13 protein-coding genes are annotated in these 15248 nt (G+C 40.7%); 11 read left to right on the plus strand and 2 right to left on the minus strand.

The genetic code is table 11. The annotated features are described in order from the left end of the window. Positions 1-33 precede the first annotated feature (33 nt). From LPB220_RS00495 to LPB220_RS00510, 4 genes are all read left to right on the plus strand, one after another. A complete protein-coding gene (locus LPB220_RS00495) occupies positions 34-1824 on the plus strand; it encodes a V-type ATP synthase subunit A (RefSeq protein WP_070594659.1) in 1791 nt (596 codons plus the stop codon). Further along, positions 1811-3196 carry a V-type ATP synthase subunit B gene (locus LPB220_RS00500; RefSeq protein ID WP_003002370.1) on the plus strand — a complete coding sequence of 462 codons (1386 nt, stop codon included), beginning with the start codon at positions 1811-1813 and terminating at the stop codon, positions 3194-3196. Before LPB220_RS00495 ends, LPB220_RS00500 begins: the two co-directional genes overlap by 14 nt. A 3-nt stretch (positions 3197-3199) precedes the next feature. Continuing rightward, positions 3200-3823, plus strand: coding sequence for a V-type ATP synthase subunit D (locus tag LPB220_RS00505; RefSeq protein WP_070666698.1), 624 nt, complete (start codon positions 3200-3202; stop codon positions 3821-3823). Positions 3824-4128: 305 nt separating this feature from the next. After that, complete coding sequence (locus tag LPB220_RS00510; RefSeq protein ID WP_150905020.1) at positions 4129-5247, plus strand: LysM peptidoglycan-binding domain-containing protein; 1119 nt, start codon at positions 4129-4131, stop codon at positions 5245-5247. Between the two features lie 100 nt (positions 5248-5347). On the opposite strand, the gene LPB220_RS00515 is transcribed toward LPB220_RS00510, so the two are convergent. Further along, positions 5348-6517, minus strand: a complete 1170-nt coding sequence (locus LPB220_RS00515; RefSeq protein ID WP_150905021.1) for a CynX/NimT family MFS transporter — start codon at positions 6515-6517, stop codon at positions 5348-5350. A gap of 489 nt (positions 6518-7006) precedes the next feature. Beyond that, positions 7007-7924, minus strand: coding sequence for a helix-turn-helix domain-containing protein (locus LPB220_RS00520; protein WP_049472646.1), 918 nt, complete (start codon positions 7922-7924; stop codon positions 7007-7009). Positions 7925-8135: 211 nt separating this feature from the next. On the opposite strand from LPB220_RS00520, the gene LPB220_RS00525 reads away from it, so the two are divergent. The 7 genes from LPB220_RS00525 to LPB220_RS00555 all read left to right on the plus strand — a co-directional run bounded on the left by LPB220_RS00525 (position 8136) and on the right by LPB220_RS00555 (position 15128). Next, positions 8136-8738 carry a hypothetical protein gene (locus LPB220_RS00525; RefSeq protein ID WP_150905022.1) on the plus strand — a complete coding sequence of 201 codons (603 nt, stop codon included), beginning with the start codon at positions 8136-8138 and terminating at the stop codon, positions 8736-8738. Between the two features lie 618 nt (positions 8739-9356). Next, positions 9357-9638, plus strand: coding sequence for an autorepressor SdpR family transcription factor (locus LPB220_RS00530; RefSeq protein WP_031572731.1), 282 nt, complete (start codon positions 9357-9359; stop codon positions 9636-9638). Next, a complete protein-coding gene (locus LPB220_RS00535; protein ID WP_150905023.1) occupies positions 9625-10260 on the plus strand; it encodes an SdpI family protein in 636 nt (211 codons plus the stop codon). Before LPB220_RS00530 ends, LPB220_RS00535 begins: the two co-directional genes overlap by 14 nt. 649 nt (positions 10261-10909) lie before the next feature. Beyond that, positions 10910-11686, plus strand: coding sequence for a dimethylarginine dimethylaminohydrolase family protein (locus LPB220_RS00540; protein ID WP_150905024.1), 777 nt, complete (start codon positions 10910-10912; stop codon positions 11684-11686). A gap of 86 nt (positions 11687-11772) precedes the next feature. Then, on the plus strand, positions 11773-13209 hold the full coding sequence (locus tag LPB220_RS00545) for an amino acid permease (RefSeq protein ID WP_150905026.1): 1437 nt from the start codon (positions 11773-11775) through the stop codon (positions 13207-13209). Between the two features lie 32 nt (positions 13210-13241). Continuing rightward, positions 13242-14321 carry an alanine/ornithine racemase family PLP-dependent enzyme gene (locus LPB220_RS00550; RefSeq protein WP_150905028.1) on the plus strand — a complete coding sequence of 360 codons (1080 nt, stop codon included), beginning with the start codon at positions 13242-13244 and terminating at the stop codon, positions 14319-14321. A 27-nt stretch (positions 14322-14348) separates the two neighbouring features. Continuing rightward, positions 14349-15128 (plus strand): dimethylarginine dimethylaminohydrolase family protein, encoded by a 780-nt coding sequence (locus tag LPB220_RS00555; RefSeq protein ID WP_150905030.1) that lies wholly within the window; start codon positions 14349-14351, stop codon positions 15126-15128. The last annotated feature ends 120 nt before the right edge of the window (positions 15129-15248 follow it).

Genomic DNA, 15248 nt, shown 5'->3' on the forward strand with positions numbered 1-15248 from the left:
AACAAAGAAACAAAGGATTCCCAGGAGGAATACATGACTCAAGGAAAAATTATCAAAGTTTCCGGTCCCTTGGTGGTCGCATCAGGGATGCAGGAGGCCAATATCCAAGACATTTGCCGGGTCGGCGATCTTGGTTTGATTGGTGAAATTATTGAGATGCGGCGTGACGAAGCTTCTATCCAAGTATATGAAGAAACGTCTGGAGTCGGTCCAGGAGAACCAGTGGTCACAACCGGAGCTCCCCTTTCTGTTGAATTGGGACCAGGTTTGATCTCTCAGATGTTTGACGGGATCCAACGCCCCTTGGAACGTTTCCAAGAAGTTACTGCCAGTGACTTTTTGGTTCGTGGGGTGCAAGTTCCAAATCTAGATCGGGACACCAAATGGGCCTTCGAACCAAGTGTGACAGAAGGGACAGAGGTGGTTGCAGGAGACATCGTCGGTACCGTTCAAGAGACCAATATGGTGGAACACCGCATCATGGTACCCTTTGGTGTCAGTGGACGTGTAACCAAGATCGCAGCAGGTTCTTACACAGTGGAAGAGCCAGTTTATGAGATCGAGCAGGCAGATGGCAGTCTCTTTACTGGTACTTTGATGCAAAAATGGCCAGTTCGTCGAGGCCGTCCCTTTGCACAAAAACTGATTCCAGTAGAGCCTTTGGTCACCGGTCAACGGGTCATCGATACCTTCTTCCCTGTGACAAAAGGTGGAGCTGCAGCAGTTCCTGGTCCTTTTGGAGCTGGAAAAACAGTTGTGCAACACCAGGTGGCTAAGTTTGCCAATGTAGACATCGTAATTTACGTTGGTTGTGGGGAACGCGGAAATGAAATGACGGACGTTCTGAATGAATTTCCAGAATTGATCGATCCAACAACTGGCCAATCCATCATGCAACGGACTGTTCTGATCGCCAATACTTCGAACATGCCAGTAGCTGCGCGGGAAGCTTCTATCTACACAGGGATCACCATTGCGGAATACTTCCGTGATATGGGCTATTCCGTTGCCATCATGGCCGATTCGACGTCGCGCTGGGCTGAAGCTCTCCGTGAAATGTCTGGTCGTCTAGAAGAAATGCCCGGAGATGAAGGTTACCCAGCCTATCTTGGTAGCCGGATCGCCGAATACTACGAGCGTGCAGGTCGGGTCAAGACACTCGGAACCACTGCGCGCGAAGGTTCAATTACCGCTATCGGTGCCGTTTCCCCTCCGGGTGGAGATATTTCAGAGCCGGTGACCCAAAATACCTTGCGGATTGTCAAGGTCTTCTGGGGACTAGATGCTCAATTGGCCCAACGTCGTCACTTCCCAGCCATCAACTGGTTGAGTTCTTATTCCCTTTACCAAGATGAAGTCGGTCGCTATATCGATCTACATGAACAAATCAGCTGGTCTGAAAAAGTGACCCGCGCTATGAACTTGCTTCAAAAGGAAAGTGAATTGCAAGAAATCGTCCGCTTGGTTGGTCTAGATTCCTTGTCTGAAAAAGACCGCTTGACCATGAATGCGGCCAAGATGATCCGTGAAGACTACCTGCAACAAAATGCCTTTGATGAGGTCGATACCTATACCTCTTTCAGCAAGCAGGTGGCCTTGTTGACCAACATTTTGACCTTTGACCAAGAAAGTCAAAAAGCACTAGAATTAGGGGCTTACTTCACAGAAATCATGGAAGGAACCGTGGCTCTTCGAGACCGCATTGCCCGGAGCAAGTTCATCCATGAGGACCAGTTGACCACTATCCAGGCCTTGAAAGAAGAAATCGTAGAAACCCTACACCAAATCGTCGCAAAAGGAGGAGTAGACAATGAGCGTGATTAAAGAATACCGTACTGTCAGCGAAGTTGTTGGCCCCTTGATGATTGTCGATCAGGTCGAAGGGGTTCACTACAATGAACTGGTAGAAATCAAGCTCCATGACGGAACAACCCGTCAGGGACAAGTCCTCGAAGTCCAAGAAGACAAGGCCATGGTCCAGCTCTTTGAAGGGTCTAGCGGGATCAACTTGGAAAAAGCCAAGGTTCGCTTTACCGGACGTCCCTTAGAACTCCCTGTGTCTGAAGACATGGTGGGCCGCATCTTTAACGGGATGGGCAAACCCATCGACGGTGGTCCAGAAATTATCCCAGAGAAATACTTGGACATTGATGGTCAAGCCATCAATCCTGTTTCGCGGGACTATCCAGATGAATTTATCCAGACAGGGATCTCAGCCATTGACCATTTGAATACCTTGGTTCGGGGCCAAAAACTCCCCGTGTTCTCAGGTTCTGGTCTCCCTCACAAGGAGTTGGCAGCTCAGATTGCTCGTCAAGCGACGGTTCTTAATTCCGAAGAAAACTTCGCCGTGGTCTTTGCGGCTATGGGGATTACCTTTGAAGAAGCCGAGTTCTTTATGAACGACCTTCGGGAAACAGGAGCTATTGACCGCTCTGTCCTCTTTATCAACCTAGCTAATGACCCAGCTATCGAGCGGATTGCGACTCCTCGGATCGCCTTGACCGCTGCAGAATATTTGGCCTATGAAAAAGACATGCACGTCTTGGTTATTATGACCGATATGACCAACTACTGTGAAGCTCTTCGGGAAGTATCCGCTGCCCGCCGGGAGGTTCCAGGACGTCGGGGCTATCCAGGTTATCTTTATACTAACCTCTCAACCCTCTACGAACGTGCAGGACGCTTGGTTGGGAAAAAGGGATCGGTGACTCAAATTCCGATCCTCTCCATGCCAGAAGATGACATCACCCACCCTATCCCTGACTTGACAGGCTACATCACAGAAGGACAAATTATCTTATCCCGCGATCTCTACAATAGTGGTTACCGCCCACCGATCAATGTTCTTCCATCCCTTTCTCGTTTGAAGGATAAGGGTTCTGGTGAAGGTAAGACTCGGGAAGACCATGCGGCGACCATGAACCAGCTCTTTGCGGCCTATGCCCAAGGAAAACAAGCCAAAGAACTGGCTGTAGTGCTTGGGGAGTCTGCCTTGTCAGATACCGACAAGCTTTATGTCAAATTTACCGACCGCTTTGAGCAAGAATACATCAACCAAGGATTCACTACCAATCGGACGATTGAGGAAAGTTTGGATCTCGGTTGGGAACTCTTATCCATCCTTCCGCGAACAGAGCTCAAACGGATCAAGGATGAGATGATTGACAAGTATCTGCCAAACAAAGAGGATTAGCCTATGGCACGATTAAATGTAAAACCAACTCGGATGGAGCTCAATATTCTCAAAGAGCGCCTCAAGACAGCAACCCGAGGCCATAAGTTGCTCAAGGACAAGCGAGATGAACTCATGCGTCGCTTTATTGAAGCTGTTCGTGAGAATAATCGCCTGCGCCAAAAGGTAGAGGCGGCGCTTGTGGACAATATGCAAGATTTCGTGATGGCCAAGTCCTTAGAGAGCGACCTCATGGTGGAAGAAATCTTCGCTGTTCCCACTCGAGAAGTGATGCTACACATTGAGGAAGAAAATGTCATGAGTGTGCGCGTGCCCAAGCTCCATGCTCGTATCGATAATCCATACGGAGATGATGAAGGGGACGTGGTCTATAGCTATCTCGCCTCTAACAGTCAAATGGACAGCACCATTCAAGAAATGGGAGATCTCCTCCCAGATTTGCTCAAATTAGCGGAAATCGAAAAAAGTTGCCAACTCATGGCAGATGAAATCGAGAAAACTCGCCGTCGAGTGAATGGACTGGAGTATGCGACCATCCCAGACCTCAAAGAGACTATCTATTATATCGAAATGAAACTCGAAGAAGCCGAACGCGCCAACCTCGTCAGAATCATGAAGGTAAAATAAGATGCATCAAGATACAAAGCCGTAAAAAGCTGTGTTCAATTACTTAAAAAAGACAAGAACCTCATCAAGAAACCATTCCTAGATGAGGTTCTTTTGCACCCTCGTACTCTTCTTCCAGCACCCTATTTTTATGTTACTAGTTTGTAACAATGTGACAAGAAAGACGAAATGTTACAAGAAAAATACAGTTTTGTTAAATAGCCAAAAAGGCCTTTTATTATTTTTAAATTGTGATAAGATAGTATGGTAGTTAATTTGTCCAAGAAAATCTTGAGCAAAAAAACAAAGAAAAAAGAGGATAAAAGATGAAATTAAAAGTTAATACGAAAGCCTTGATCGCTTCAACAGTAGCTCTTGCAGTGATTCCCTTTACAAAAGCCACTGCAGAAACACTTGAAGATTGGGTAGCTCGCTCAGTAGATGAAATCAAACATGATATCCAACAAAGCGGTGAAAACCAACAAACTTATACCATCAAATATGGTGATACATTGAGTTCGATCGCAGAAGCCCTTGGAATCGATGTTCATGTGTTGGCAAACTTGAACAACATCAGCAACATGGATTTGATCTACCCAGGTACTGTTTTGAAAACAACAGTAAATGATCAAAAAGAAGTAACTTCAGTTGAAATCCAAACTCCTCAAGCAGGTACGACAGATGCAACCGTTGCAAGTGCTGACTTGACAACAAACCAAGTGACAGTTGATGACCAAACAGTCGCTGTCAACGATTTGTCTAAACCAGTAAACGAAGATAACAAAGCTGTTCCAGTAGCTCCAGCAGCGGAAGCTCAAGAAGCTCCAGCGGAAGCTCCTGTAGTTGAAGTACCAGCAGCAGAAACACCAGCACAACCGGCTGTTCCAGAAACACCAAGCTACGGTGCTCCAGCTCCCAATGTTGCAACTCAAAACCCAGAAACAGCCTCAGTTTCTGCTCCTGAAGCTCCAGCAACTCAACCAGAAGCTCCTGCTGAAACACCAGCTCCTGCAGACGAAGCTCCGGCAGCAGAAACTGTCGCAGCACCAGAAGTGCAACCAGTAGCAGAAACCTCAACGAGCGGAAATACGATTCCAAATGATCCACACCTTCAACCACAAGCAGAAGCTTTCCGTCAAGAAATCGCTGCAAAATTTGGTATCACAAACATTGGTGGTTACCGCGAAGGGGATCCAGACGATCATGGTAAAGGACTTGCAGTGGACGTAATGGTCCCAACCAGTTCACAACTTGGAGATCAAGTGGCACAATATGCGATTGATAACATGGACCGTGCAGGTATTTCATATGTTATCTGGAAACAACAATTCTACATGTCAGTAGACAATATGTACGGACCAGCTAACACTTGGAACCAAATGCCTGACCGTGGTGGAGATACAGCAAACCACTATGATCACGTACATATCTCATTTTACGAATAATTAAAATTCAATCCAGAAACATTGAACTAGGCCTAGAGCCTAGTTCTTTTTTTGTGCACACAAAAAAAGCCGGAAGACGAATCTTCCAGCCGGTCAATAGTTATAAAATATGATCGACTTTTTCCACCTGATAAAGGGCAATCGCCATGATAATGGTTAAGACCAGTAGCATGAGGATAGCTGGTGTCCAAGAGTGGAAGAGAGACTTGCTGTAGCCGAAGAGAATGGGACCAAATGCTGCAAAGACGTAGCCTCCTGTTTGGGCAAGACCAGAAAGTTGAGCTGTCTTTTCAGGTGTACTGGATTTCATGGAGAAAGCGACCATGAGGTAAGGAAAGAGCGAACTAACGGAACTTCCTATCAGGGCATTGATGACCAGCCAGTAGAAGAAGTTGCTAGTCGGGATTAAGAGCATGGCTACCCCTAAAATTCCTGCTCCGACAACAATGGCAAGCATCAAGCGTCGGTTGCGATCGGATAACCGTGTGGTTAAGCTTGGGATCGTCAAGGAGAATGGGAGACTGATTAAGGTGAACACTGAGGCAAGTAGTCCAGATTCAACCTTTGAAAGGCCAGCTTGAACAGCCATGGTCGGAAGCCAAGTCATACTTGTATAGAAAAGTAGTGACTGCAATCCTCCGAAAATCATGATAGCCCAGACATATTTATTGGTGTACCACTTGCTACTAGATTCCGTAGTAGCAGCCTTTTTGAGTCGGTGGTTGTAGCGAAGGTTAGGAATCCAGATGACCAAAGCAAGAGCACACAGGGCGGTCAAAAGGGTCACTAGACCTTGCCAAGACGTAGCTTTGGTAATAGGAACCGCTACAGAAGAAGCGATTGCTGTGGACATCCCCATAGAGGTGATGTAGAGAGTCGTTAGCACACCGAGTTGCTTAGGCCGATTGACCTGAATCAAGCTTGGAAGCAGAACATTGAGAAAGGCAATACTTGCTCCAATTAAGATGGTCCCCAGATAGAGAAAGGGAAGATTGATAATCCGAATGGCAGATCCGATCGTCATTGCGATCAAAACAAGAAAGAAGAGACGCTCAATTCCTAATTTTTGAGCAAACTGAATCGCAAAAGGTGAGAAAATGGCAAAGGTAAGAAGTGGCAAGCTAGTCAATAGTCCCAGAGAGCTCACATCCACCCCCAAACCAGCTGCGATGTCAGACAAGACCGTCGGAAGCGTAGTAAATGGTGTTCGTAAAACAATCCCAAGCATAATGATGCCCGGGATGAATAGCTTAGAATGTGTTTTTTTCATAAATCCTCCTCAGACAAAAATTCTCTTCATTATAACACAGATCGAGTATAAATTGGAGTATTTGTACAAATGAAGGAGAAGGAACGTAGTTTTCACTGCCGTTCGAACTTCGTCAACGTACCTAAGCTCACTAACGTTCGCTAAAGGAATAAGGAACGTAGTTCTCACTACCGTTCGAACTGCATCAATATCTCTAAATTCGGTTGAACTTTCTGAGTTCACCTCGCTCAGTTTTATAAGGACCGTAGTTCTCACTAGCGTTCGAACTGCATCAACGTAGCTAAGTTCACTAACGTTCACTAAGGTACGTAGAAAAAGCCACCGGTTTTGGTGGCTCTTATAGGGAGATTATTATGAAAAAGTTTAGGATTTTCTATCAAACAAAGTTAGGAGGTCTTTATTTGATGGTTTTATTATAAGGCGGTTTGCTTAAAGAAAACTTAAGAAAAGGCGCTGATCGAAAGAATCGGTCTGAAGTCTGAGATGCCTTTACTCACTGAAGAAATCAATGCCAGTTTTGTTGAGTTCATTGACCCGCAACATGAATTTTGTCTTGATTTGAATAAGCGGGCTTCCGAAATTTTCGAGTGCAATCAAACCTTCCAGGGCTTTTAGGACCTGCTTGGCACGGTAAACCCCTTCCTTGTCATTTAAGCCAAGGAGGGCATAGACCTGCATAAATTCTAACTGCATGGAAATACTGGTGTTTAAAATCGGTTTGCGCTTGCGAAGCTGGTTAATTGATTGAAGAAAATTCAGAGCTTCTAGGTAGAGTTCTTTTTTAATAAGATAGTTGGCCAGATTTAACAGCAAAGAGGCCAACGCATTGGCAGAGTAGGCAGAATAACTGCTTTCAAAAAGTTCCAAGGATTCTTTTCGAATCTTAGCGACGACTTCATAGGGCAAGACAGATAAAAGGGCAATGGTGAAGTCTTGCTCAATTTCATTTTGATAGGCAAACGGCACTTCTTGAGCGATTCGTTGAATCGAGACAGGTGCGTCCTCCAGGTGGATTTCTTTTCCCATCGCGTTATTGACATTGATTTCAAGCGAACGCAAATAGAGTTGCCAGAGCTCTTTGTTCTCCTCGGCAACAGGTGATTTTTCGTGCTTTAAGCGCTCAATAATGGACAGAAAATCCATGTTTTCTTGATTGATATGTTTCATCAAAATGGGGCTGAAATTTTGAATAGTTAAGCCAGGATAATGGGACAAAAAGGTGTCCCAATCCACCCCCATAGACAGCAAGAGGCGAGAGAAGGTCTCGATGGTCACTCCTTTTTGAGAACGCTCAAATTGGCTGAGGAACTGAGGAGAGACAATATCTGCAGCGACTTCTTTTAGAGAAAGACCGCGTGCTTCACGAATTTTACGGAATGTTGGACCAAATGGAGAAGATGAGGACATAGGGGGGCTTCCTTTCAATTAGCATACCATTAGTATACCTCAAAAAAGGCTGGAATTAAACTCAGAGTTTAATTTTTGACAAAAAAACTAGAAATTCTTCGATTTTTAAGAAAAATGAAACTATAGTTTACATGGCCCTTTTTTAGGGAGGGATTTTTGATAAAATAAGGTCAATTCTAGAAGATAAGCTTATAACAAAAGGAGATTTACAATGACGACACAAGAAATTTTACAACTATTAGATGAAAAGCGCGTGCTAACGGCCCCTGCAGCAGTTGCTTGGGATGAAGTTCAACGGCAACAAAACCGATTAAATCAAGCAGCGAAGAGACTCAATGGGCCAATTACGGTCACACTGGCCCTCAATCTTCTTTTTGCTTTTACGATTTTTCTCTTAGAACAAAGTCACCTGATGCACGGTTTTCTACTGATGCTCGGATTGATGGGTGGGTTGATTGCGATCAAATATTTTGTATTTGTAGCCCCAGCCAAGCAGGCTCTTGCCAATGCCCGGGCTCTTTATAACCAGGAAATCAGCCAACCAGCCTACCAACAAGGGATGCAAGGTTTCCCACAAAAATTTTACAATTACCACGACCTCTTCCGACTATATAACTTAATTGCAGAAGGCCGTGCCTCTACCTTGCCAGAAGCCTATAATCTGCTTGAAATGCAACAATTCCAAGAAACGCAAGTCAATCTGCAAGAAGAAGCCAATGCCCTACAAGCCGATATCGCACGTAGCTCAAGGGTCAGCGCCGTTGCTAATGTAGTTACTGCTTACAATACCTATCGCATCCACAAAGATATGTAATGTCAAAAAGATAAAAGATGAAGAGCCCCTACAGAAATCCTGATCGATGATCCAGGTTTTTGTAGAGGCTCTTTTCAAGTCAGGCTAAAAATATTTTCGGAAAAGGACAGTAGTTCTCACTGTCGTTCGAACTGCGTCAACGTACCTAAATTCATAAACGTTCGTAAAGAGAATAAGGATCGTAGTTTTCGCTTCGCTCAAACTGCATCAATATCTCTAAATTCGGTTGAACTCTCTGAGTTCACCTCATTAATTTTTTAAAGATCGTAGTTTTCGCTTTGCTCAAACTGCGTCAACGTACCTAAACTCGCCGATGCTCGTAAAGGTACGTAGAAAAAAGCCACCGGTTTTGGTGGCCCTTATAGGGAGATTATTATGAAAAAGTTTAGGATTTTCTATCAAACAAAGTTAGGAGGTCTTCATTTGATGGTTTTATTATAAGGCTCATTTCTTAAAGAAAACTTAAGAAAAGACACTGTCTATAAGAATCGGTCTTAGGTCTGATAAATTTTACAACAGAAGCTATTTAGATTTTTTTCTAAATAGAGTTGACAAAATGATAGTGGAGTTGTACAATCTATTTAGAAAGAAATCTAAATAGATTAGAGGAGATAGAGAATGAATTTTGCGCAAACATTTAAAGCTTTATCAAATCCGATAAGAAGAAGTATCTTAGAACTGCTAAAGGCGGGAAAATTATCTGCTGGAGATATCGCTAGCCACTTTGATGTGGCAGGGGCGACCATTTCCCATCATTTAAGCCTCCTCAAGCAGGCAGATTTAATTCGAGAGGAAAAAGAAAAGAATTTTATCTACTATGAACTCAATACTTCTGTCTTGGAGGATTTAATGGTCTGGCTCGTTGATTTGAAAGGAGACTCTACTGATGAAAACGAATAAAAAACTATTGCTATTAACTTCTATGGTGATCCTTTTCCCCATGCTTTGGGGGCTGATGATTTGGTCGCAATTACCTAACCAAATCCCGATTCACTTCAATTTTGCTGGCCAGCCCAATAACTTCCAATCGAAACCCCTGGTTGTGTTTGGTCTTCCTATTTTCGATCTCATGGTGCATCTGTTTATGATCTTTATGATCGGTCGCGATTCTAAGAATAGCGCTATGAATGAAAAAATGATCAGAGCGATTTACTGGTTGACCCCAATCGTTTCCTTAAGTATTTCCTATCTCATCTATAGCAAGGCGCTAGGCTCTACGACCAATCCCTCTATTGTTGTTTCGGTTTTGCTAGGCCTCATCTTTGTGATCATGGGCAATTACATGCCTAAGTTGAAAGTGAATCACACGGTTGGGATCCGTCTGCCTTGGACCTTACAGAGTGAAGATAACTGGCACAAAACCCATCGCTTGGCAGGGAAGTTGTGGGTCCTCGGAGGGTTGATCCTTCTACTTGAAGCAGGCCTTCAATTCGCGTTTTCTTATGTACTGGTGCTGGTCATCCTCACCATTGTTCTCATTCCGATCCTATATTCTTGTCAATTAAGTCGGAAAGATTGTTAGTTTAAAAAGCAACCAGAGAAGAAGCAGTCGTGAACTGTTTCTTTTCCGGTTGTTTTTGCTTGTTTTCATAAGAATAGATTAGATTACATCTAAACATACGCTCTTGATAAATCTGAAGCAGTTGACATTTACCTTAATAAGATTAATCAAATTCGAGAAGAAAAAAGTAGTGATTCGATTGATTTATATTGCAATGTACACAAATGAACAAAAAGAAAAAAGCCTTTGAAATGTTGATTTCAAAGGCTTTTGTTTACTCAATTATTTAACTTCTATATAGATATCAACCGATATCAACTTTCTATTTTGAAATACCAAAATACTTGATATTATATGTTTTTGAAACTAGTTTCAAAGTGCTAATATTGACATGCAACAATTAAGTGGTAGAATAGAAATAGAACATGAATTGTTAACTAGAAAGGAATAATCTCGGAAACAATATTGTTAACATTTTCATGTAAAACAGGAAAAATGATGTGCAATGAACTTAGTTTTATTGTATTTCAATAGTTGCTCAAAGTAAAGATGGCGTCCATTATATGTCCCATTGTTATTTCCTCCACAAAAATGTAAGCGCATACACAATGGGGCATGTTTTCGGTTGTATCACTCAGACTTTACAGGATATATTAGAGAGGTGTAATTTATGAAACGCTTTAAGAATGTAATTGTTCGTATTCCTGGAAGAGGAATTAGTGAAGGTATTACTTCTAATCCAGAACTTGGAAAACCTGTTTATGAAAGTGCATTAGTTCAGCATGAACATTATGTTGAAGCTTTAACTAAATGTGGAGTCAAAATTAATGTGTTACCACCAAATGACGATTTTCCAGATTCATGTTTTATGGAAGATACTGCACTCTGTACAGATAAATGTGCTATAATTTCCAGACCAGGTGCGGATACTCGTCGAAATGAGACTCAACTAGAAGACTTCCGTAAACTGCTATCTAGTTTTTATTCAAATGTTCATGAAATTAAAGCTCCAGGAATGGTTGAACCTGGCGATATTATGATGGTTGGCGATACCTTCTATGTTGGGAAATCAGCCCGTACAAATGATGAAGGTTTTGCACAGATGAAAGAAATATTAGAGGGATATGGTAAAACGGTCATTCAAGTCCCGTTGGAAGAAGTATTGCATCTTAAGACAGGAGTCAATTATTTAGAGGATAATAATTTATTGGTTGCTGGTGAATTTGTTGATAATCCTTTATTTGAATCATTTAATAAGATAGTTGTTGATTCTGATGAAGCATATGCCGCAAACTGTATATGGGTTAATGGAACTGTTATTGTTCCAGCCGGATATCCTAAGGTTCAATCTGCCGTTGAACATTTAGGATATGATGTTCTTGTTGTCGATACCTCTGAATATCGTAAAATTGATGGTGGTTTGAGCTGTCTTTCATTACGTTTTTAATAAAACAATATATATGATGGGATAAAGATTTTCTTTTTCCCATCATATTTAAAAAATAATTTAATTTTTATGGGGAGGATAGTTATATGACTGAGAAAAATACTGTCCAACAAAATGTTAGTCTACTCGGCTTAGTTGCTTTAACAGTTACTACGGTAATAGGTGCAGGGGTTTTTAATTTACCACGTGATTTAGCAAAATCTGTAGCTCCAGGCCCTGCTTTAATTGCACTAGTATTTGCAAGTATTGCCTTTGCTGTTTTCGTTTACTGTTTGAAATATCTACAAGATCACTATCCAGATTTAGACGCAGGAATTTTTAGTTTTCCAGAACAAGGATTTGGAAAGTTTATTGGATTTTTATCTTGTGTAGGATATTGGCTATCTATTGTTGTAGGTAATATTTCATTAGGAGTACTTTCGGTAAGTTCTCTTGGATATTTTATTCCAATGTTTCGTGGGGGAAATAATATCCCTTCTTTAATTCTGTTATCAGTTATTTTATGGGTCTTCTACTATATATGTGCGTCAGGAGCGAGAAACGCTTCATTAGTTAATACTGTTATTTGGTTTGCAAAAATGATTCCAATTGTAGTATTTATTATAGCTTTATTGATGGCATTTAAGGTAGATGTATTTAACTCTGGACTGTGGGAAAACGCTTTTGCTTCAAATGATTTACCTTCATCTATAAATGGTCAAATTGGAACAGCTATGAGTTCAACTATTTGGGTGTATGTTGGTATTGAAGGGGCATTAATCTATTCTGCACGTGCGAAATCGAAATCAGATGCATCAAAAGCAATTGTGATTTCTTATATTGTAATTGCAGTGACGTATCTCTTGCTGACCTTCTTAACCTTTGGAGTACTTTCACAAGTGCAAGTTTCAAAAATGGAAGTACCTGCATTAGGTGGCATATTAGAGGCAGTCGTAGGCAAATGGGGAGCAATTCTAATGAACCTAGGTATTGCACTTTCAGCAATGGGATGTTGGTTCGGATGTTGTTTATTTGCTGGTGAAATTTTAGATGTTGCAGCGAAGCATGAAATTGTCCCTAAATTCTTTGGTGTTGAAAATACTGTTGGGCAACCAACAAATTCATTACTGGTATCCACAATTATTCAACAAGCATTTTTCATTACCATTATAATCAATGAATCAATTTATAATGTTATGGCTTTATTTGCTTCAAGTACAATGTTGGTTCCATATTTCACAGTTAGTTTGACTATGATTAAAAAATCAATCAGGTTTGATAACGGTTTTAAATTGAATGCTTTGCTTGGTTGTATTTCAACTATTGCAATGGGATATTTGATGTATTCAACAGGCTGGAAGTATATTATTATTACAGCACTTCTTTTCGCCCCTTGTATGATTGTTTACTATTTGGCTCGTAAAGAAAATAATAAGAAATTCCTCACTAATATCGAAAAAATTATTGCCCTAGTAATAGTAGCCTTGGCAATTGTCAGTCTAGTCCTGATTTTTAACGGTACAATTGATTTATCTACCATGTAAAAAATAATAATAATAGATTTGAGGTGAACAACGTGGGTTATCCAAAGTTTGTTATTGATAAGAAAAAGTTAAAACATAATGCCAAAAATGTATTAGACATGTGTAATGATATTGGAATTGAGGTTGTTGGTGTAATAAAAGGAATTAACGGACTTGAAGAAATTATTAAGACATTAATAGATGCAGGTTTTAAAACGTTGGCTTCTTCGCGACTATCTCAATTGAAAAGAGTAAAAGAGATTAATCCAAATATTCTTACTTACGACTTACGTATACCAATGCTTAGTGAAGTTGATGAATTAGTTTCTTGTGCAGATATTAGCTTGAATTCTTCGTTAGAGATTTTAAAAGAATTAAACCGGGCTGCTTCAGAGCAAAATAAAATTCATAATGTGATTATTATGACTGAATGTGGTGATTTGCGTGAGGGAATTTTTGACGAAGAGGAATTGCTGAATACAACACGTACTGTTGAACAAGAATTAAAAAACTTACATTTATTAGGCGTTGGAACAAATCTAGGGTGTTATGGCTCAATTATGCCTACCCCAGAAAAAATGATGGAACTGATTTCAAAGGCTGAAAAAGTTAGTAAAGCAATTGGACGTAGGATTGAGGTTGTTTCTGGGGGTGCTTCAACTAGTTTACCTTTAGTTGCAAAGGGATCTATGCCAGAGGGTATCACGCAGCTAAGAGTTGGGGATGCGTTGTATATTAGTGATTTGGATGATTGCTTTGATTATAAGGTATTTCCTGATGAAGATGAAGCATTTACGCTACAGGCGGAAATTGTTGAATTGAAAAACAAACCAAGTCATCCAATTGGTACAATTGCAGTTGATGCATTTGGAAACAAGAAGGAATATGAAGACAAAGGTATTCGTCGCAGAGCTCTGATAGCGGTTGGAAGGCAAGATTTAGGAGATTGTTTACATCTTCGGCCATTAGACTCAAACATTGAAGTAATTGGTGGTAGTAGCGACCATACGATATTAGATATTACTGAAAGCGAACATTGTTACGAATTAGGAGATATTGTTAGTTTCCATGTAATGTATGAAAATCTATTGATGTTAAGCCAATCTGAGTATGTTGAAAAAGAATATATTTAGAAGAATATGATTGCTGGAGGAAGTAATATGATAAAATATGAGAATATTATTGCTAGAAAACCATGTAAAGCAATGCTTGAAGGAATTAGTACAGGAATGTTCAGTGACGATAAGCCTATATATGAAAAAGCAATTAGTCAGCACCAAGAATATGTTGATGCAATTGAAAGTTTAGGAGTAAAAGCACTGGTTCTTGAAGCTTTAGAGGAATACCCAGATTCATGTTTTGTTGAAGATCCAGCAGTAGTAATGAAAGAATGTGCAATTATTACTAATTCCCCAAGAGAATCGAGGAACGGTGAAAAATTTGAAATTGAACCTGCTATAAAGAAATTCTACGCTGACGAACAAATCTTTCACATTGAATCCCCAGGAACGATGGAAGGTGGAGATGTAATGCTTGTAGGAAAACATTTCTATGTAGGTTTATCTGATCGTACCAATAAAGAAGGTGCTAAACAATTTGGTGAAATAGTTTCTCAATTCGGTTACACTTCTTCCACAATACCAGTGACAGAAGGTTTGCATTTGAAAGATTTTGTGATTTATCTAGAAAATAACAATATGTTGGTTAGTGCAAAAATGAATGAAGTTCCCGAGTTCAGAGAATTTAATAGATTTGTAGTTCCTAAAGAGGAATTATATGCAATTAATAGTTTGTATATAAATGGCACAGTGTTAGTTCCTGCTGGATACCCAAAAACATTAGAACATATAAAAAATCTAGGTTACCCTGTAAAAGTCGTTAATACAGACGAATTTAAGAAAATCGATGGTAGTTTAACCTGTTTATCTTTGCGTTTCTAATTTGTTTAGTTACCCTCAAGAATAAAAAGATTATTTTAAAATACTATTGAGAGTAATTTTCCATTACTTACAGCAAAAGAAACACTCTAATTCACATTCTGATATGAGACCTCTTAAGTA

Source organism: Streptococcus sp. LPB0220 (genome assembly GCF_008727815.1).
Lineage (GTDB): Bacteria > Bacillota > Bacilli > Lactobacillales > Streptococcaceae > Streptococcus.

Bases quoted from the DNA above. Each gene is read 5' to 3' on its own strand.
- LPB220_RS00495 (WP_070594659.1), top strand. From the start codon at position 34: ATGACTCAAGGAAAAATTATCAAAGTTTCCGGTCCCTTGGTGGTCGCA.
- LPB220_RS00500 (WP_003002370.1), top strand. From the start codon at position 1,811: ATGAGCGTGATTAAAGAATACCGTACTGTCAGCGAAGTTGTTGGCCCC.
- LPB220_RS00505 (WP_070666698.1), top strand. From the start codon at position 3,200: ATGGCACGATTAAATGTAAAACCAACTCGGATGGAGCTCAATATTCTC.
- LPB220_RS00510 (WP_150905020.1), top strand. From the start codon at position 4,129: ATGAAATTAAAAGTTAATACGAAAGCCTTGATCGCTTCAACAGTAGCT.
- LPB220_RS00515 (WP_150905021.1), bottom strand. From the start codon at position 6,517: ATGAAAAAAACACATTCTAAGCTATTCATCCCGGGCATCATTATGCTT.
- LPB220_RS00520 (WP_049472646.1), bottom strand. From the start codon at position 7,924: ATGTCCTCATCTTCTCCATTTGGTCCAACATTCCGTAAAATTCGTGAA.
- LPB220_RS00525 (WP_150905022.1), top strand. From the start codon at position 8,136: ATGACGACACAAGAAATTTTACAACTATTAGATGAAAAGCGCGTGCTA.
- LPB220_RS00530 (WP_031572731.1), top strand. From the start codon at position 9,357: ATGAATTTTGCGCAAACATTTAAAGCTTTATCAAATCCGATAAGAAGA.
- LPB220_RS00535 (WP_150905023.1), top strand. From the start codon at position 9,625: ATGAAAACGAATAAAAAACTATTGCTATTAACTTCTATGGTGATCCTT.
- LPB220_RS00540 (WP_150905024.1), top strand. From the start codon at position 10,910: ATGAAACGCTTTAAGAATGTAATTGTTCGTATTCCTGGAAGAGGAATT.
- LPB220_RS00545 (WP_150905026.1), top strand. From the start codon at position 11,773: ATGACTGAGAAAAATACTGTCCAACAAAATGTTAGTCTACTCGGCTTA.
- LPB220_RS00555 (WP_150905030.1), top strand. From the start codon at position 14,349: ATGATAAAATATGAGAATATTATTGCTAGAAAACCATGTAAAGCAATG.